Below are 18,562 nucleotides of genomic sequence, written 5' to 3' on the forward strand. Positions count from 1 at the left end.
TTCAGCGCTTCAGGGTCGACACGATCTGGTCATAGGTGCCGCCATCGGCGAAGTGCGTCTTGCCCACCTTGGGCCAGCCGCCCAGCAGCTGGTCCACGCTGAAGAGCTTGATGTCGGCATAGCGCTGGGCATGGCGCTTGAACACGGCCGGGTCGCGCGGGCGGAAGTTGTTCTTGGCGATGATTTCCTGGGCCTCGGGCGTGTAGAGGAAGTCCAGGTAGGCCTTGGCGAGCGCCGTGTTGCCTTTCTTCGCAGCCACCTTGTCGACGATGGCCACCGGCGCCTCGGCCTCGATGGAGACGCTGGGCGCGACCACGTCGAACAGGCCCTTGCCGAACTCGTTCTCGATCAGCTCGGCCTCGGCCTCGAAGGTCAGCAGCACGTCACCGATGCCGCGCTGGGTGAAGGTGGTGGTGGCGCCGCGGCCGCCGCCGTCCAGCACGGGCACGTTGGCGAAGATCTTGCCGACGAGCTCACGCGCCTGCGCCTCGCTGCCGCCCTTGGCGATCACGCTGCCCCAGGCCGCGAGGTAGCTGTAGCGGCCGTTGCCGGTGACCTTGGGGTTGGGAATGATCACCTGCACGCCTGGTTTGGCCAGGTCGGTCCAGTCCTTGATGCCCTTGGGGTTGCCCTTCTTCACCAGGAAGACGATGGTCGAGCTGTAGGGCGCGGCATTGTTGGGGAAGCGCTGGCGCCAGTCGGCGGGGGTCAGGCCCTTGTCGGCGAGTTGGTCCACGTCGGTCGCCTGGTTCATGGTGACCACATCGGCCTCCAGGCCGCCGATCACCGAGCCGATCTGCTTGCTGGAGCCGCCATGCGACTGGTTCAGCACCACGGCCTGGCCGGTCTTGGCCTTCCAGCTGGCGGCGAAGGCGGGGTTGATCTGCTTGTAGAGCTCGCGGGAGACGTCGTAGCTGACGTTGAGCAGGCCGGGTTCGGCCGCCTGTGCCGGCATCAGCATCGCGGCCAGAGGCAGGGCGGCGGCGAGCAGCAGGGAGCGGCGGGGCAGGGAGCGCAGGAACGTCATGGCGGAGCCTCGAATGATCAGGAGCCGCCAATGTGCCCAAGGTTCCTTATTCGATAAACGATAGTTTTTGTATTTGCTTATCCAGAATAAGCATTGATGCAGGCGTGCATAAGCCGCGGCGGGGTCGCCGGGCCGGCGATCGGCAAACAGTCCTCAAGCCGGCGCGGGGCCTGCCGATAGTGCCGCAATGGACATCGCCAATTCCTCCAGCGTCGCCGCTGCGGTCAGCAGTGCCTCCAACAGCACGCCCGGCGAGGTCGGCGCGGACGCCAGCCTGCTGGTGCTGCGCAAGGCGCTGGATGCCCAGGAAATGGGCGCCGCCCAGCTCATTGCGGCCCTGCCGCAGCCGGCCTTGGCCACGAGCGGGCATCTGGGGCGGAATCTCAATGCCTACGCTTGAGTGACGGCGTTGGCCTGACGCCCTCCACGGCTGCGACTCGGTCCGGGCCCAGGGGGCTTCAGCGGTCCTGATCGCCCGAAGGTGCCGATCGCCCGGATGTGCAGGCCCTTGATGCGGACGGCTTCGGGCGCATAGCCTGCGCTTGCATGGGGTGGGGCAACTCGGAGGTCATTCCATTGCGGCCCTGCGAGCAGATCTGCCAGTGGACTGCTATCGACCCGGAGCGGGCCATGGACCGCCTTGACTGCGATCCTTCAAGCGGTCACTCAACGAGGGCGCCCGCGGCCATAGAGAAGTCGGACAACAACTCAGTCGATGGAGTGTCTAGACGGGGTCGTGGTATGACAGGACAAACTGGCCTCCCGAGTCATGCTCGACTCGCAAGCCTTTGCTCTTGAATTGACATTGACCATCAGCGGGCGGCAATCCGTTGCCCATGTAGCCGAACGAGACTTTCTTCGAACTGCGCTGCGCCGCAGCCAGAAGGGACGCTGCCTGGTCGGTTTGCTCCAACGTTGGATGATCGGAGTGCACGAATGGCAGCCATGAGTACCAGGGCGAGCGCTCTTGCCGGACCTCGACCTTGGCCTGGCGGCACTGCTCGTAGCGGGCTGGCGGCTGATCCCAGGTAATGACAAAGGTGTAATTGCCGCGCTCACCGGAAAAATTGCTGACAGTGCCGGCTGAATAGTCGCCACCGGCCAGTGCAACGGAGGGGCAGGCGACTGTTAGGAGAATGAGGCGCTTCATCTTGTCGTTCTTAGCGGCTTGTACGCAACACGCTGAAATGACGATCTGCCCGAGCCATAGGCCGACTTAGGCGGCGTGCCTTTCCGGGGAGATGCCTTCTGCGCGATCAGCAGGGAAGAACACATGACCTTTATTGGGGGCAAGTAGCCACTGAGAAAACGTCGATGGACTCGACTCGGATACGGCTAACTTCAGTTCGCTCGAAGTGGGTTGGGTAGCGTAAGGGCCACTTACCCAAGCATCACGCACAGATCGCAGCGCCTTGTGCTCAGCGGTCCCCAACCCCCTAGCCCAGACCACTCGCGAGGCGAAGAATCCGACAATTGGAGTCTCGTCCGGCTGCCCCGGTATGCAGAGGTTCGATCCTTCGACAAGTACATGGAAGAACGGCATACCACCACAGCCTACCTGATACGGGTCATTCCTCGATGACTGCTCCTGGCTGCGACCACGCGTTCGCGATCGCCTCCCATAGCTGCCGGTTGAGCCAGTGACGCCGGAACGACCGGTCTCCGACCCGATGGACTCAGCCTATCGACCCGGAGCGGGCAAACGATGTGGCGAATTCGCTGCCCCAGAGCAGTCATTCAACGCCCTGGTTAACCGGCGCCGGAAGCCGAAGGCTGGAGGGTACCGACATAGGCCATGAAAATGCCGAAGGCATGGCCTATGTTGGCGTCCGCGTTGAACCCCCAGTTAGGCTGGGGAGCGAAGGCACGGTGTTGCACTTGCATTTTACCTAGGCTGCTGTTTGGATGGAATGAACGGTGCATAGCTTGGCTAGGCTGCCGAGGCGAAGAACATGCTCTGGATGCCCTAATAAGGTCGGTTGACTTGCCCCAGGGGTAGTTGTGATTTGAGTTGCCACGTTATTCAACTGCAGTGCATTGCCTCGTGCAAAAGCGAGCCGATATTCTTTCTGGCGCGCGAAGTCCACTGTTTTCTGTAGAACCATCCTCTCTGGTACTGCCCACTCTGCGAGTGGTGCTTCCGATGGGGAGTAGTAATCCACTCTGCCATGGAGCAATCTTGCATTTTTTATCCACCTCCGAAGCATCAATGCTGCACGCACTTTTGCCAGTAAAGCTGTTGGATTGTGGATCTCGACACAGACGTCCGTTTTGAATTCGCTGGCTAGTTCTGTCGAACATTCCTGTGCAAGGCAAAAGACAAAGATTTCTCTGTCTTGTACGCTCGATTCGAAAGACCCGGGGAGGTTGAATTTCTCACCAGTAGTTAAGTTGTTGATTGCTAACCCTTGTGGTGGGCTGTAGAGCCTTCGGCCTTCGTGTCGATCGCCTCGTACTTCTAGCTCCTCGTAGTTCCTGAAGTACGACAGCGAGCGAAACAACAATTCACCTCGGCCGACAAATGCGTCGAGGTACTTTGATGGCAGGTATTTAAACAGTGATGCCACGAAGAAAAGCCTAACGTGTTATGGGGAGACAGACACTGCTGCATAATATCGGCGCTGTCCGTATAACAACACCGCAGCAAGCTTTCACAAGCCTTTGATTCATTGGCGATTTCTCCCAGTCTGCAGTCGCGCCCAGGGTACTAAAAATTTGACAAAAGCGGCACGGGTTGCAACTGCTGCGACGCATCAAGGCTCCAAGCTGATGCGGCGGCAAAGCGGTCACTGCCAGCCTTCCGCTCCTGGCCGAAAGCAGGCTAACAGCCCAGGCCTGGCGGCCGGCAGCAACCGCCGCACAGCCACCGCAGCGCGCCGCGGACCGGACTTCCGCCCCCGGCGCCGCAGCCTCCCCCAATCCTCACACCGCCGCCAACGCCCCCTCCAGATCCCGCCTCAAATCGTCGATGTGCTCAATGCCAATCGACAACCGCACCGTGTCCTCCCCCACACCCGCCTGATCCAGCTCGGCCGGTGAGAGCTGGCGGTGGGTGGTGGAGGCGGGGTGGGTGGCCAGGGACTTGGCGTCGCCGATGTTGACCAGACGGGTGAAGAGCTGCAGGGCGTCGAGGAAGCGGGCGCCGGCCGCGCGCGGGTCCTGGCCCGGCGCGGTCTTCAGGCCGAAGGTCAGCAGGCCCGAGCCCTGGCCCGAGAGGTACTTCTGCACCAGGGCATGGTCCGGGTGCTCGGGCAGGCCGGCGTAGTTGACCCAGGCCACTTTGGGATGGTTCTGGAGGTGCTGTGCCACGGCCAGGGCGTTCTGGCTGATGCGGTCCAGGCGCAGGGCCAGGGTCTCGATGCCCTGCAGGATCAGGAAGGCATTGAAAGGCGACAGCGCCGCGCCGGTGTTGCGCAGGGGCACGACGCGGGCCCGGGTGATGTAGGCCGCGGCGCCCGCAGCCTGGGTGTAGACCACGCCGTGGTAGCTCGGGTCGGGCTCGTTGAGGCGCTTGAAGCGGGCCTTGTGCTGGTCCCAGGGGAAGCGGCCGGAGTCGATGATGGCGCCGCCCACCGCCGCGCCATGGCCGCCCAGGTACTTGGTCAGCGAATGCACGACGATGTCCGCGCCATGCTCGATGGGGCGGCTCAGGTAGGGGCTGGGCACGGTGTTGTCCACGATCAGGGGCACGCCGTGACGGTGCGCCACCTCGGCAATGCGGGCGATGTCGGTCACATTGCCCTGCGGGTTGCCCAGGGACTCCACGAAGACGGCCTTGGTGCGCTCGTCGATCAGGCCCTCGAAGCTCTCGGGGCGGCGGTAGTCGGCAAAGCGGGTGGTGATGCCCAGCTGGGGTAGGGTGTGGGCGAAGAGGTTGTAGGTGCCGCCGTAGAGCGCGCTGGAGGCCACGATGTTGTCACCCGCCTCGGCGATGGTCTGGATGGCATAGGTGACGGCCGCCTGGCCCGAGGCCAGGGCCAGCGCGCCGATGCCGCCTTCCAGCGCGGCCAGGCGCTGCTCCAGCACGGCATTGGTGGGGTTGTTGATGCGGGTGTAGATGTGGCCCTCGGCCTTGAGGTCGAAGAGGTCGGCCGCGTGCTGGGCGCTGTCGAAGGCATAGGCCACGGTCTGGTAGATGGGCACGGCCACGGCGCGGGTGGTGGGGTCCGGCGAATAGCCGGCATGCACGGCGCGGGTCTCGAAGTGCCAGTCGGCTTCGGGGCGGGCGGCGGGAGTGGTCTGGCTCATGGAAGCTCCTGAAGGGTCTCGAAGGGAAGGTGGGGCAAGCCTAGCGCCTGGAAGCCGTGGCCGTCCTGTCAGGTTTTGCATATCCATGTTTCCAAACCGCAGAGCCTGCAGCGGCCGGGGGCGGGGATGTGCCGTAGCATCGGCGGCGCCATGCCCGACCATCCCTTGCCCGCTGCCGATGCACCGCCTCATCCCTCGCTGGGAGAGGCCCTGCGCTACTGGCTGCGGCTCGGCTGCATCAGCTTCGGCGGGCCGGCCGGGCAGATCGCGCTGATGCACGAGGAGCTGGTGCGGCGTCGGCGCTGGATCAGTGAGCGCCGCTTCCTCCATGCCCTGAACTACTGCATGGTGCTGCCCGGCCCCGAGGCCCAGCAGCTGGCCACCTATATCGGCTGGCTGCTGCACGGCACGGCCGGCGGCATTGCGGCAGGCGCGCTCTTCGTGCTGCCCTCGCTGCTGCTGCTGATCGGGCTGTCCTGGGTCTACATGGCCTTCGGGCAGCTGGACTGGGTGGCCGGCCTGTTCTACGGCGTCAAGCCGGCGGTGACGGCCCTGGTGGCGCAGGCCGCCTGGCGCATCGGGCAGCGCACCCTGCGCAATGCCTGGCTGTGGGGCCTGGCCGGCCTGGCCTTCGTCGGGCTGGCGCTGCTGCAGCTGCCGTTCCCGGCCATCGTCGTGGGGGCGGGGGCCGCAGGCTGGGCCCTGGGGCGCTGGCGTCCGGCCCTGGTGGGTGCGGGGGGCGGGCATGGCAGTGTGAAGGACGAGGCCCACCGGCCTACCGTCATCGACGACCACAGCCCGCTGCCCGAGCGCGCCCGCTTCCGCTGGCCCCGCCTGGCCCGGCAGCTGGCCCTGGCTCTCGTGCTGTGGGTGCTGCCCTTCGGCCTGCTGTGGGCCTGGCAGGGGGCCTCGGGGCCCTACACCCAGATGGCCTGGTTCTTCACCAAGGCGGCCCTGCTGACCTTTGGCGGGGCCTATGCGGTGCTGCCCTACGTCACCCAGGCGGCGGTCACGCAGTTCCGCTGGCTGAGCCCCGGCCAGGTAATGGACGGCCTGGCCCTGGGCGAGAGCACGCCGGGGCCGCTGATCATGGTGGTGGCCTTCGTGGCCTTCGTCGGGGGCTGGCAGTCCGAGGCCCTGCAGGCGGGCTGGGCGGCCGTGGTGGGCCAGGAATGGGCGGCACTGGCCGCAGGCACGGTGGCGGCCCTGCTGGTCACCTGGTTCACCTTCCTGCCGTCCTTCGTCTTCATCCTCACGGGGGCGCCGCTGGTCGAGGCCACCCACCAGGACCTGCGCATCACCGGCCCGCTGACGGCCATCACGGCGGCGGTCGTGGGCGTGATCCTCAACCTGGCGCTCTTCTTCGCCGTGCACGTGATCTGGCCGCAGGGCGTGGCCGGGGTGGTGGATGCCGCCGCCTTGCTGCTGACCGTGGCGGCAGGGTTGGCCCTGATCCGGTTCAAGCGTGGCGTGCTGGAAGTGGTGGGCCTGTGTGCAATCCTGGGCATGGTCTGGCGCTTGCTGGGGGCGTGACTCCCGGCAGGTGTGGGTGCTTTTGCTAGGCTCGCGCCTTTGCATCCAGACAGGTACCCCTGACGTGAAGCTCCCCTATGTCCTGGCGGCCGGCATGAGCCTGGCGTCGCCTCTGCTGGCCGTTCAGGCCGCCGAATCCACCCCGCCTGCCACCCCGCCCGCGAGTGCCGCCGTGACTGCCGCCGTCCAGCCTGCCCCCAACGCCCTGCTCAGCGAAAGCCCCCTGCCGCTGCGCTACCCGCCCTTCGACAAGATCCGTGACGCCGACTTCGCCCCCGCCATGGACGCAGGCATGGCCGAGCAGCTGAAGGAAGTGGCCGCCATCGCCGACAACCCGGCCGCGCCGACCTTCGAGAACACCCTTGTCGCCCTCGAGCGCTCGGGCCGCACGCTGGGCCGCGCCAGCACCGTGCTCTTCAGCCTGCTGGGGGCTGATTCCAACCCCGCCCGTCTCAAGCTGCAGGCCGAGTACGCCCCCAGGCTGGCAGCCCACGCCGACGCCATCCTTCTCAACCCCAAGCTCTACCAGCGCATCGCCACGCTCCATGCCCAGCGTGACAAGCTCGGTGCCGTCGAGCAGCGCCTGACCGAGCGCTACTTCAAGCGCCTGGTGCGTGCCGGCGCCAAGCTGGACGAGGCCCAGAAGACCCGCATCAAGGCCATCAACGCCGAGCTGGCCCGCCTGGGCGCGCAGTTCAACCAGGCCGTGCTGGCCGAGGTGAACGCCAGCGCCGTCGTGGTGGACAGCGAGGCCGAGCTCAAGGGCCTGTCCGCCGGCCAGATCGCCGCCGCCCGCGAGGCCGCCAAGGCCCGTGGCCTGGAGGGCAAGTTCGTGATCGCCCTGCTCAACACCACCGGCCAGCCCTTCGAGGCCCAGTTGGAGAACCGCGCCCTGCGCGAGCGCCTGCACAAGGCCTCGGTGGCCCGTGGCAGCCGTGGCAATGAGCACGACACCACCGCCATCGTCGCCAAGGTCGCGGCCCTGCGCGCCGAGCGCGCCCAGCTGCTGGGCTACGCCACCCATGCCGACTTCGTGCTGGAGGAGGAGACCGCCAAGAGCCAGCAGGCCGTCAACGGCATGCTGCGCCAGCTGGCCCCCGCCGCCGTGGCCGCCGCGCGCCGCGAGGGCGCCGAACTGCAGGCCCTGATCGACAAGGAACAGGCCGCCAAGGGCCAGCCCACCTTCAAGCTCGAAGCCTGGGACTGGGCCTTCTACAGCGAGCGCCTGCGCGCCGCCAAGTTCGGCTTCGACGAGAGCCAGCTCAAGCCCTATCTGGAACTCACGAACGTGCTGGAGAACGGCGTGTTCTACGCCGCCGAGAAGGTCTACGGCCTGCGCTTCAAGGAGCGCAAAGACCTGCCCGTCTACCACCCCGACGTGCGCGTCTACGACGTCTTCAACGCCGACGGCTCGCAACTGGCCATCTTCATCGCTGACATGTACGCCAGGCCCTCCAAGCGCGGCGGCGCCTGGATGAATGCCTACGTCTCGCAGAACGGTCTGGAGGGCACCCTGCCCGTGGTGGCCAACCACCTCAACATCCCCAAGCCGCCGGCCGGCGAGCCCACGCTGATGACCTGGGACGAGGTGCGCACCGCCTTCCACGAGTTCGGCCATGCGTTGCACGGCATGTTCTCGCAGGTGAAGTACCCGATGTTCGCCGGCACGGCCGTGCCGCGCGACTTCGTCGAGTTCCCCTCGCAGGTCAACGAGATGTGGGCCGACTGGCCCGAGATCCTGGCCCACTACGCCAAGCACCACAAGACGGGCGAGACCCTGCCCCGCGCCTTGCTGGACAAGGTGCTGGCTGCCGGCAAGTTCAACCAGGGCCAGGCGACCACCGAGTACCTCGCGTCCTCGGTGCTGGACCAGCGCTGGCACCAGCTGAAGGCCGGGGAAGTGCCCTCGGCCGACCAGGTCATGGCTTTCGAAGCCCGCGTGCTGAAGGAAGAGGGTTTCGACTACGCCCCGGTGCCCCCGCGCTACCGCACGCCTTACTTCAGCCACATCATGGGCGGCTATGCAGCCGGCTACTACGCCTACATCTGGTCCGAGGTGCTGGACGCCAATACCGTGGCCTGGTTCAAGGGCCAAGGCGGCCTCAAGCGCGAGCTGGGTGATGCTTTCCGCGCCAAGCTGCTGAGCCAGGGCGGCAGCCGCGATGCGCTGGAACTGTTCCGCGGCGTGGTCGGCCATGAGCCGCGGATCGAGCCCCTGCTGGAGCGCCGCGGCCTGAAGGTCAAGGCGAATGCCGAAGGCAAGGTGGCGGTGAAGTAAGCCGCCTCCCGCCATCGCCATGAACAAGGCCCGGCGCCGTGAAGCGGCCGGGCCTTGCTGCTTGGGTCTCAGCCCAAGCAAGACTTCATCAGGGCGAACGCCAGCAGGCAGCAGCTGAGCCAGACGAACAGGCGGGCGAACAGGCGGCCGAAGCCAGTCCGGGCCTCGCGCAGGGCATGGCGATGCTGCCGGCGCTGTGCCAGGCGTGCATTGAAGGCTGAGAAGAGATCGTCGCTGAGGAGTTGGCCGTCGACGTGCACTGTTCCCTTGACCGCTCGCACGCCGATGCAGACCTTGACGGTGAACTGGTGCTGCCGGTGTCGGAACTGGCGCAGGCCGCGTGGCATCAGGCTGCAGTGACTGTAGGCGAGCTCCTGGTTGACGTAATAGCGTTCCCGGCCCAGGGCACCGAGTTCCAGGCGAAGCGTGTCATGGCCCTCGGGCCCGAAGCTGAGCTCAACGACTTCCATGACGGCCGATGCTTTGGACCTCATGGCGGAAAGCGTGCACGGCGATCTTCACTTCAAGGTGAACGAGGACTGCAGTGGGATGCTGACCTGCCTCTGACGATCCGTCACGGTGACTTCCACTCGCCAGGTTCCCCGCACGTCCGACGGCTCGGCCACGAACACCATCGAGGCGGTGGACAGGTAGACATGGCGAGGGTCTGTCTTCAGCTGCACCCTGAAGCAGGGCAGGCCGTGCTCGTCGGCCGACAGGCTGCCGTCTGGACGCTGCACCCGGAAATCGCAGCTGACGTCTGTCATGCCGGTCGCGTCAAGCTGGGGGTTGCTTAGAAATGTCAGGATGAAGAGTTCGCCTCCATCGGAAACTTCGGATGCCGTGCGAAAGCTGGGCACTGTTTCCGGTGGGGTGTTCCACTTTTCCTGCCAGTCCTTGTCCGGGGTGATGATCAGCGAGGCACTGAAGCCCTGCCTTGTCTTGGCGTTGTCGCTCTCCGGCAGCGCCACTCCGTTCATGTCCCTCCAGCCACTCTGCGACGAGGCGCCTGCGGACAAGCCCAGCAGAAGGGCGGCAGCCAGGGTCTTGAGTGGCGGCTTTGTCATGGACATGGATTTGCGAGCATAGCGCCGGGGATTGGCGGATGGCGGAGGATATCAGCGAGCCGACCGCTTCATGACGACCTCAGCCCAGCAGCTTGCGCGCGATCAGATCTTTCATGATCTCGTTGGTGCCGCCGTAGATCTTCTGCACCCGGGCGTCGGCGTAGAGCCGTGCGATTGGGTACTCGGCCATGTAGCCGTAGCCGCCGAAGAGCTGCAGGCATTCGTCCAGCACCTTGCACTGCTGCTCCGTCGTCCACCACTTGGCCATGTAGGCGGCCTCGTCGTCCAGAGTGCCGTCCAGCAGGCGCTGCACGCAGTCGTTGACGAAGCTGCGCACCACATGGGCCAGGGTGGCGCATTCGGCGAGCTTGAAGCGGGTGTTCTGGAAGCTCGCGACCGACTGGCCGAAGGCCTGACGCTGGCTCGTGTACTCGACGGTCAGCTCGACAGCGCGCTCGATGATGGCGGCCGCCGGCACGGCCAGCAGCAGGCGTTCGTAGGGCAGCTGGCTCATCAGCTGGCGAAAGCCCTGGCCCTCCGTGCCGCCCAGCAGGTGGTCGGCAGGCACACGCACGCCCTGGAAGGCCAGCTCCGCGGTGTCCGAGGCATGCTGGCCCAGCTTCTCCAACCGGCGGCCGACGCTGAAGCCGGGCAGGTCCTCGGTCTCCAGCACGATCAGCGAGACGCCTTTGCTGCCCGCCTCGCCGGTGCGCACCGCCACCACCAGCAGATTGGCCGTGAAGCCGTTGGTGATGAAGGTCTTGGCCCCGTCGATGAGGTAGCTGTCGCCCTCGCGGCGGGCGCGGGTGCGCAGGGCCTTGAGGTCGGAGCCGCAGCCCGGTTCCGTCATCGCGATGCCCGCCAGCAGCTCGCCGCTGGCCAGGCCGGGCAGCCAGCGCTGCTTCTGGGCCTCGGTCCCGTAGTCGAGGATGTAGTGCGCCGCGATGGTGTGCACGGCGGTGTTGGCCGGCATCTCGGCGCGGGCCAGCTCGTCCTGCACGACCAGCTGGTAGGCCAGGCTGGCGCCCGCGCCGCCCCAGGCCTCGTCCAGCTCGGGCAGCAGGAAGCCCAACGCGGCGAAGGGCCGCCAGACCTGGCGCGGGATGTAGCCCTGGCGCCGCCAGCCCTCCAGCTGCGGGGCCAGCTCCGCGGCGACATAGCGGCGGACCTGCTCGCGGAAGGCCTCGATCTGCTCGTCCATCCAGGGGTGGCGGTGCAGGCGGGGAAGCAGGGAGGGGTGCATGAGGGACTCCTGTCAGTCGTGTCAGGCCGCGGCGCGTGGGTCGACCTTCTCGTACAAGGTCACCACACAGGCGCCGCCCAGGCCCAGGTTGTGCTGCAGGGCCAGGCGCGCGCCTTCGACCTGGCGCGCGCCGGCATCGCCGCGCAGCTGCTGGACCAGCTCGGTGCACTGCGCCAGGCCCGTGGCGCCCAGGGGGTGGCCCTTGCTGAGCAGGCCGCCGGAGGGGTTGGTCACGATGCGGCCGCCATAGGTGTTGTCGCCATCGAGGACGAACTGCTCGGCGCCGCCGAGGGGGCAGAGGTCGAGGGCCTCGTAGGTGATCAGCTCGTTGTGGGCGAAGCAGTCGTGCAGCTCCACGACATCCAGATCCTGCGGGCCCACGCCCGCGGCCTCGTAGACCTGGCGGGCCGCGCTGCGGGCCATGCTGAAGCCGACGAGCTCCCGCATGTCCTGCGACTCGAAGGTGGCCGGGCCGTCCGTGCTCATGGCCTGGGCCCGGATCTGCACGTCGGCCCGCAGGCCGTGGCGCGCCGCGAAATCCTCGGAGCAGACCAGCGCCGCCGCCGCGCCGCAGGTGGGCGGGCAGGCCATCAGCCGGGTCATGACGCCCGGCCACATGGCGGGCGCCTGAAGCACCTCCTCCTCGCTGAGCACGGTGCGGAACAGCGCCAGCGGGTTGTTCGCGGCATGGCGGCTGGCCTTGGCGCGGATCTTGGCGAAGGTGCTCAGCTGCGTGCCGTACTGCTGCATGTGCGCCAGGCCGGCGCCGCCGAAGTAGCGCAGGGCCAGCGGGATCTCGGCATGGCCGACCAGCTCGTCCGTGGTCTGGTCGAAGCGGTCGAAGGGGCTGGGGCGGTCCTTGAAGACCGAGCCCAGCGCGCCGGGGCTCATCTGCTCGAAGCCCAGGGCCAGCACGCAGTCCGCCGCGCCGCTCTCCACGGCCTGGCGCGCCAGGAAGAGGGCGGTGGAGCCGGTGGAGCAGTTGTTGTTGACGTTGATCACCGGGATGCCCGTCATGCCGACCTCGTACAGCGCGCGCTGGCCGGCAGTGCTGTCGGCGTAGACATAGCCCGCATAGGCCTGCTGCACCTGGCCATAGGCGATGCCGGCATCGGCGAGGGCCCGCCGTGTGGCCTCCGCCGCCATCTGCGGATAGGGCGCGCTGGCACCGGGCTTGGTGAAGGGGATCATGCCGACCCCGGCGACGAAGACCTTGCGATTCATGGTTCCTGCTCCTCGGGACAGCCCCTTCAGCGTGGCTTGGCGCCGGCTCCGGGGCCGGCCATCCGCCGATGCTAGGCAGCGCGGAGCGCCGCGGCGATTGCAAAAGACGTCAGCCCGATGTCATTTCACCTCGCCCGGGCGCGGGCCGCGGTGGCGGCGCCGGGCGCTACAGTGGCGGGCTGTGACTGCCCGCAAGCCTGCCCCGCCCGCCCCGGCCCTGACCGTGGGCATCGAGTTCGCGCTGAATCTGCTGTCCGGCCTGCGCCGGCGTGGCATCGACGGCAGCGAGCTCCTGCGCGAGGCCGGCATCCCCGACGAGGCCCTGCACCAGCCCGGCGCGCGCATCGCCACGATCCAGCTGGCGCAGCTGCTGCGCGCCCTGATCGAGCGCCACGACGACGAGGTGCTGGGCATGCTGTCCCGACCCTCCAAGCGCGGTTCCTTCGCCCTGCAGGTGCGCGCGGGCATCGCCGCGCCGACGCTGGAGCAGGCCATCCGCCACATCGCCCATGTGTTCCGCCTGCTGCATGACGACCTGAGCCTGGTCCTGGTCCGCGAAGGCCAGGACCTGGCGGGCGTCGCGCTGGACTTCCACCGGGCCGAGGCCGCGAGCCATCCGCATCTGCATGAGCTGGTGCTGCGCGTCTACTGGCGGCTGTTTGCCTGGCTGGTGGGCGGGCAGCTGCCGGTGGTGCGCTTCGACTTCGCCTACGCGCGGCCGAGCTACTCGGAGGGCTATGGCCCCATCTTTCCCGCGCCCTGGCGGTTCGAGGCCGCCCGCAGCGCGATGTGGTTCCAGGCCGGGCGCCTGCAGCTGCCCGTGTGCCGGGACGAGCAGGCCCTGCGTGCCTTCATGGCCGACGTGCCTGTGCAGGTGATCCTGCCCCGGCGCGATGCCGGCACCAGCGGCCGCGTGCGCTCCCACCTGCAGCGCACCCAGCCCCTGTGGCCAGACCTGGTGCGCACTGCGCAGGCCCTGCACATGTCGCCCAGCACGCTGCAGCGGCGTCTCGCCGCCGAGGGCAGCAGCTTCCAGGCGCTCAAGGACCAGCTGCGTCGCGAGGTGGCCATCTACCGCCTGCACACCAGCGACACGCCGCTGGCCAAGCTGGCCATCGAGCTGGGCTTCTCGGACACGGCGGCCTTCCAGCGTGCCTTCAAGCACTGGACCGGCTTGCCGCCCGGGGCCTACCGGCAGGGGCGCTAGGCGGTGGCCCTGCTTGTCACAAGAAGCCGCCCCGATTCGTCTTGCCTGGCATGAACGACCCCACCCGTTTCTTCCAGCAGCTCCGCCCCCGGCTGCAGGGCATCGCCTACCGCATGCTGGGCTCCCGCGCCGAGGCCGAGGAGCTGGTGCAGGACGTGTGGCTGCGCTGGCACGCCGCCGAGCAGGACGCCATCGCCAATGCCGAGGCCTGGCTCGTGACGGTGACCACGCGCCTGTCCATCGACCACCTGCGCGCGGCTCAGGCGCAGCGAGCGCATTACGTGGGCTTCTGGCTGCCCGAGCCCTGGCTGGAGCTGGACGCGCGGCTGCCTGCTGCGCACGTCGAGGGCCCGGCCACGCCCGAGGAGCAGCTGGCGCGGGCCGACGACATCTCCATGGCCTTCCTGACCCTGCTGGAGCGGCTGACGCCTGAGGCCCGTGCGGCCTTCCTTCTGCGCGAGGTTTTTGACGCCGACTACGCGGAGGTGGCCCAGGCCCTGGGCAAGAGCGAGGCGGCCTGCCGGCAGATCATCTCCCGCGCCCGGGGGCAGTTGAAGGCGCAGCGGCCGCGCTACCAGGTCCCGGCCGACACCCACTACCGCCTGCTGGCCGGCTTTGCCGAGGCCGCGCGGCAAGGCGACTTCCGCCGCCTGCAGGCCCTGCTGGCCGAGGACGCCGAACTGATCAGCGACGGCGGCGGTGTGGTGCCCAGCTTCGGCCGGGTGCTGGCCGGGGCGGCTCGCATCGCACGGCTGTATTTCGCGGCCTGGCGGCGTCATGCGCGGGGCCTGCACGCCCTGCAACTGGCGATTGTGCGCCTGAACGGGCAGTGGGGCCTGCTGCGCTTCATCGACGGGCGGCTGGAGTCCGCCCAGTGCCTGGAGACCGACGGCCAGCGCATCACCCGCATCTACACGCAGCGCAACCCGGAGAAACTGAAGGGCCTGGCCGAGGCCTGGGCGGCGGCTGTCACAAGGCGGGAGGCGGCTGCGTCTTGAGTGATGAAAGCCCGGGGTGCCTGGGCTCCATTCACTTCAGGAGTCTTTCCATGTCCTCTCGTCTCGACTACACACAGCAGGCCCCCGAGGCTTTCAAGAAGTACCTGGACTTTGCCCTCAGCCTCAAGAAAGGCCCGCTGGAACCCTCGCTCGCGGACCTGCTGACGCTACGGGCCTCGCAGCTCAATGGCTGCGCCTTCTGCCTGGACATGCACGTCAAGGAGGCCCACCTCCACGGCGAGCGCCCGCTGCGCCTGCACCATGTGGCGATCTGGCGCGAGTCCCCGCTGTTCTCGCCACGCGAGCGGGCGGCCCTGGCCTGGACCGAACTGCTCACCCAGCTGCCCGCCCACGGCGTGGCGGACGCCGACTACGCGGCCGTGCGCGCCCATTTCAGCGAGGCGGAACTGGCGGCCCTGAGCTTCGCCATCGTGGCCATCAACGGCTGGAACCGCCTGGCCATCGCCTTTGCGACCGTGCCGGGCTCCAAGGACGAGGCCTACGGACTGGCGTCGGCCGGCCTGGCATGACCTGACCCTCTCGGGCCTCAAAGGAAGTCTCAGCGGGCGCCCACCTGGCGCCCGTACTGCACCAGGGCAAACACCCGGGCGGCCCGCAGCCAGGCCAGGGCCAGCACCAGCAGCAGGCTCAGCAGGGCCGCGCCCGCCAGGCCCAGGGGGCCGATGGGCAGCACCTGGATGCGTGCCCAGCCCAGCAGGGCGGCCAGCAGCAGGCCCAGCAGCAACAGGCTCAGGCTCAGGCAAAGGCGGGAAGGGCGGCGCAGCAGGCCGCGCACGGCGCTGCCCCAGGCCTTGACCACCGAACGGCGGCCTGGCTCCAGCACCAGCAGTGCACGTGCCGCATCGAGCGAGGCCATGACCAGCAGGAGCAGGGCCAGCCCGAGCAGCAGGATGACGCGGCGATGCAGGTCCAGGTCCGACTCCAGCAGCCAGTGCCGCGCCTGCTCGTCCACCATGTCCGTCAGTCCGCCGATCAGGGCCGCGGTGGCGCCCAGGGGCAGCAGGCCCCACAGCCAGAGCCGTGCCATCTGCGGATATTCCTTCCAGCCTCCCAGCCACAGCTGGCCCAGGGTGGGCCGGCCCACATGGAAACGCGCAGCGGTCTGCACCATGCCGCTGAGCCAGGGGAGGCACAAGGCGGCCAGCACCAGGCCCGGCAGACCGGACAGGGGGCTGTAGCCGCGCTGCGGCAGGTTGGCGATGGCATCCACCAGCATCGAGGGGTCGAGGTGCTGCAGCAGGCGCTCGGCCGCCAGCGAGCGGTTGAAGTAGTCGCCCAGGGCGCTCCACAGGGGCAGCAGCGCCAGCAGGGTGGACAGCCCCAGCATCAGCAGCCAGCTCAGCAGCAGGCGCCACTGCAGGCCCAGGCGCAGGCCGGACTGCAGGGCGGCGGCGTAGGGGGAGGGGCGGTCGGAGCGGGAGGAGGGCAGGGGCGAGCCCATGTCGGTCACCGTGTTCATAGCGTGCTCAGCAGGGCGAGGAAGGACATCAGGGCGGCGCCAGCGTCGCTGATCAGGCGGCGGGTGGCACTGCTGTCGGGTTTGAGGCGGCGGCTGTTGTCGGCCACGCTCATGTCCAGGCGCTGGGCCTGCTGCGGATCCAGCTCGGCCGAGACCGCCTTGACCGGCTTGACCCAGCTGTAGCGCTTCCAGCGTTCCTGGTCGTCCCAGACCACCTTCTCCTCGCTGCCGTCAGCGAAGCGGACAAGCAGGGTCTGCGGCTGGGCTGCGCCGCGACGGCGCAGCGTGACGGTGCTGCGATAGGGCAGGGCGCCGCCGTCCTTGGCCTGGGCATCAGGATGGGTCTTGTCCCAGGCCTTGCGCTGGGCCTTGAGCTGCTTGCTGCGCTGGGACGCCGTCACTTCGCTGCCCTTGGGACCGTACAGCCCCAGTGGCGGTTCCACCTCCACGCTCTCCAGCTTCTCGACCCGGTCATCGACGCCGGCCGCCGCATAGACATGGGTGTTGAAGACCTGATCGACCAGGGCCGGCTTGCCGGAGACCTCAGCCAGCACGTCGCGCAGATCGGCCACGGAGGGGTGGCGGAACTTCCAGCGCTGGTAGTAGGCCTGGATGGCGCGGTCCATCACCTCGGTGCCCAGCTGCAGTTCCAGCCCACGCATCACGGTGGCGGTGCGGGCGTAGACACTGCCGTAGCTGCCGCTGGAATAGCGGTGCCAGGCGTTGCTGCCCAGGCCGTCCGGCGGATTGCCCTGGGAGGCGATGCGCTCGGCATCGAACACGTCCACGCTGGGGTTGATGCCCAGGCGCTGCATGAAATCCGTGGCCACGGGGATGCGGCGGCCCGCGGCCAGCAACATGCGCTGGTTCCAGTACTGGTTCATGCCCTCGTCCAGCATGGGCTCCTCGAACTCGTTGGAGGCCAGGATGCCGTAGAAGTAGCCATGGCCGAATTCGTGGATGGTGACGAAGTCCAGTCCGAAGCGCTCGATCGTGCCTTCCTTGTCGCTCTTGTAGGCGTCAGTGGTGAAGAAGGTCGGGTATTCCATGCCGCCGGCCTCGCCCGCATTGAAGGGCGGGATCACGGCAGTGACGGTGCGGTAGGGATAGGGGCCCAGGGTCTTGGAGAACCAGGTCAGCGCGTCCTGCGTGGCCTTGAGCACGCTGGGCATGGTGTGGGCGTATTCCGGCGGCGAGAGCACCTTGATCGTCACCTCGGGGCTGCCGGGGAAGCTCCAGCGGCCCGTCAGGGGCTGCGCGCTGCGCTTGTCTGCCGTCCAGGCGAAGTCGTGCACATCGCCCTGGACGAAGCGGTGGATGCTGCGCCCGTCGACCTTGCGCGGCGCGCCCTGTTCCTCGCCGGTGGCGCCCACCACATAGCCTTCCGGCACGTCCAGCGTGACGTCGTAGCTGCCGAAGTCGGCATAGAACTCGCTGTGCAGGTGGAACTCGTGGGCGTTCCAGCGCGGCTCGGTGGCACCTCGTTCGCCAGGCAGTTCCAGCACGGCCATCTTGGGGAACCACTGGGCCACGAGGTGGAAGCTGCCGAAGTGTCCGGTACGGGCCACGACACGCGGCAACTGGTCGAAGAAGTCAATGTCCAGCACGGTGCTGGCGCCCGCCGGCACGGCCTGGGGCAGGTCCAGGCGGACCACGGTGCGGTCGGTCCTGGGGCCGCCATCCGGCTGCACGAAGTGGTAGGGCACGGCGCGGCCCTGCTGCTGGACCTTGCGCAGTTCGATGCGACCCCACTCGCCTTCCTCGGACTCGACATCGGTGCGGAAGGCGAAGCCCTGGCGCTTCTCCGTCATGAAGGTGCTGCCCTCGCCCTCGAAGGCGTTCAGGTAGAGGTGCAGGTAGACCGAGCGCACCTCGCGGTCGCTGCGGTTGCGCCAGCGCAGCTGCTGCTTGCCGTCTATGGTGTGGCGCACGGGGTCAAGTCTTGCCTCGATGCGGTAGTCCACCACGCGGTCGGACAGCGTGGCTTCCTGGCCGCTGCGGGGGCCGCCCCAGGCCTTGGAGTCGCTGGAGGTCCGCACGGCTGAGGCCAGCGGCCCTGCAAGAGGAATGCCGTCCGGGGAGGGCGGAACCGCTGCCTCAGGCGTGGAGGCGGAGCTCAAGGGCGCCGCGGGCGCGTCTTCGTCGTTGTCGTGAGAGCTCAGCTTCCAGCCGCCCAGCGCCAGCAGGAACACGAGAAGGGCGAGCAGCCAGGTGTGGCGTCGTCGGGTCCAGGCAGGCAATGCAGGCATGGTCGGAT

Annotated in this window: 16 protein-coding genes; 6 read left to right on the forward strand and 10 right to left on the reverse strand. The window is 67.9% G+C overall.

The features are described from left to right. Nucleotide 1: 1 nt before the first annotated feature. Nucleotides 2-1,027, reverse strand: coding sequence for a sulfate ABC transporter substrate-binding protein (locus ACS5PK_RS11210; protein WP_439440313.1), 1,026 nt, complete (start codon nucleotides 1,025-1,027; stop codon nucleotides 2-4). A gap of 187 nt (nucleotides 1,028-1,214) precedes the next feature. On the opposite strand from ACS5PK_RS11210, the gene ACS5PK_RS11215 reads away from it, so the two are divergent. After that, nucleotides 1,215-1,427, forward strand: coding sequence for a YjfB family protein (locus tag ACS5PK_RS11215; RefSeq protein WP_439440314.1), 213 nt, complete (start codon nucleotides 1,215-1,217; stop codon nucleotides 1,425-1,427). A gap of 324 nt (nucleotides 1,428-1,751) precedes the next feature. Here the strand turns inward: ACS5PK_RS11215 and ACS5PK_RS11220 are convergent, their stop codons facing one another. From ACS5PK_RS11220 to ACS5PK_RS11230, 3 genes are all read right to left on the reverse strand, one after another. Then, complete coding sequence (locus ACS5PK_RS11220) at nucleotides 1,752-2,177, reverse strand: hypothetical protein (RefSeq protein WP_439440315.1); 426 nt, start codon at nucleotides 2,175-2,177, stop codon at nucleotides 1,752-1,754. Nucleotides 2,178-2,916: 739 nt separating this feature from the next. Further along, nucleotides 2,917-3,594: a hypothetical protein gene (locus ACS5PK_RS11225; protein WP_439440316.1), complete on the reverse strand. Its 678-nt coding sequence runs from the start codon at nucleotides 3,592-3,594 to the stop codon at nucleotides 2,917-2,919. A 355-nt stretch (nucleotides 3,595-3,949) separates the two neighbouring features. Beyond that, nucleotides 3,950-5,275, reverse strand: coding sequence for an O-acetylhomoserine aminocarboxypropyltransferase/cysteine synthase family protein (locus ACS5PK_RS11230; RefSeq protein ID WP_439440317.1), 1,326 nt, complete (start codon nucleotides 5,273-5,275; stop codon nucleotides 3,950-3,952). Nucleotides 5,276-5,425: 150 nt separating this feature from the next. Between ACS5PK_RS11230 and chrA the strand changes: the two genes are divergently transcribed. Then, nucleotides 5,426-6,808, forward strand: coding sequence for a chromate efflux transporter (chrA, locus tag ACS5PK_RS11235; protein ID WP_439440318.1), 1,383 nt, complete (start codon nucleotides 5,426-5,428; stop codon nucleotides 6,806-6,808). Between the two features lie 64 nt (nucleotides 6,809-6,872). Continuing rightward, nucleotides 6,873-9,086 (forward strand): M3 family metallopeptidase, encoded by a 2,214-nt coding sequence (locus ACS5PK_RS11240; protein WP_439440319.1) that lies wholly within the window; start codon nucleotides 6,873-6,875, stop codon nucleotides 9,084-9,086. Nucleotides 9,087-9,154: 68 nt separating this feature from the next. Here the strand turns inward: ACS5PK_RS11240 and ACS5PK_RS11245 are convergent, their stop codons facing one another. The 4 genes from ACS5PK_RS11245 to ACS5PK_RS11260 all read right to left on the reverse strand — a co-directional run bounded on the left by ACS5PK_RS11245 (nucleotide 9,155) and on the right by ACS5PK_RS11260 (nucleotide 12,620). Continuing rightward, entirely contained in the window at nucleotides 9,155-9,556 is a 402-nt protein-coding gene (locus ACS5PK_RS11245) for a hypothetical protein (protein WP_439440320.1), read from the reverse strand. Nucleotides 9,557-9,604: 48 nt separating this feature from the next. Then, nucleotides 9,605-10,159 carry a hypothetical protein gene (locus ACS5PK_RS11250; RefSeq protein ID WP_439440321.1) on the reverse strand — a complete coding sequence of 185 codons (555 nt, stop codon included), beginning with the start codon at nucleotides 10,157-10,159 and terminating at the stop codon, nucleotides 9,605-9,607. Between the two features lie 73 nt (nucleotides 10,160-10,232). After that, nucleotides 10,233-11,396: an acyl-CoA dehydrogenase family protein gene (locus ACS5PK_RS11255; protein ID WP_439440322.1), complete on the reverse strand. Its 1,164-nt coding sequence runs from the start codon at nucleotides 11,394-11,396 to the stop codon at nucleotides 10,233-10,235. A 21-nt stretch (nucleotides 11,397-11,417) separates the two neighbouring features. After that, nucleotides 11,418-12,620: a lipid-transfer protein gene (locus tag ACS5PK_RS11260; protein WP_439440323.1), complete on the reverse strand. Its 1,203-nt coding sequence runs from the start codon at nucleotides 12,618-12,620 to the stop codon at nucleotides 11,418-11,420. A gap of 181 nt (nucleotides 12,621-12,801) precedes the next feature. On the opposite strand from ACS5PK_RS11260, the gene ACS5PK_RS11265 reads away from it, so the two are divergent. Genes ACS5PK_RS11265 through ACS5PK_RS11275 form a run of 3 tightly spaced genes read left to right on the forward strand, consistent with a single transcriptional unit; the run spans nucleotide 12,802 to nucleotide 15,355 of the window. Next, nucleotides 12,802-13,827, forward strand: a complete 1,026-nt coding sequence (locus tag ACS5PK_RS11265; protein ID WP_439440324.1) for an AraC family transcriptional regulator ligand-binding domain-containing protein — start codon at nucleotides 12,802-12,804, stop codon at nucleotides 13,825-13,827. Nucleotides 13,828-13,877: 50 nt separating this feature from the next. Then, nucleotides 13,878-14,825 (forward strand): RNA polymerase sigma-70 factor, encoded by a 948-nt coding sequence (locus ACS5PK_RS11270; RefSeq protein ID WP_439440325.1) that lies wholly within the window; start codon nucleotides 13,878-13,880, stop codon nucleotides 14,823-14,825. Nucleotides 14,826-14,875: 50 nt separating this feature from the next. After that, a complete protein-coding gene (locus ACS5PK_RS11275; protein ID WP_439440326.1) occupies nucleotides 14,876-15,355 on the forward strand; it encodes a carboxymuconolactone decarboxylase family protein in 480 nt (159 codons plus the stop codon). Nucleotides 15,356-15,384: 29 nt separating this feature from the next. Here the strand turns inward: ACS5PK_RS11275 and ACS5PK_RS11280 are convergent, their stop codons facing one another. Both ACS5PK_RS11280 and ACS5PK_RS11285 read right to left on the reverse strand, forming a co-directional pair. Continuing rightward, the gene (locus ACS5PK_RS11280; RefSeq protein WP_439440327.1) at nucleotides 15,385-16,305 is read right to left on the reverse strand and encodes a hypothetical protein; all 921 of its coding nucleotides are present in this window, start codon (nucleotides 16,303-16,305) and stop codon (nucleotides 15,385-15,387) included. Next, nucleotides 16,302-18,554, reverse strand: a complete 2,253-nt coding sequence (locus ACS5PK_RS11285; RefSeq protein WP_439440328.1) for a M1 family metallopeptidase — start codon at nucleotides 18,552-18,554, stop codon at nucleotides 16,302-16,304. Before ACS5PK_RS11285 ends, ACS5PK_RS11280 begins: the two co-directional genes overlap by 4 nt. Nucleotides 18,555-18,562: the final 8 nt, after the last annotated feature.

Source organism: Roseateles sp. DB2, from assembly GCF_051857535.1.
Lineage (GTDB): Bacteria > Pseudomonadota > Gammaproteobacteria > Burkholderiales > Burkholderiaceae_C > Roseateles_B.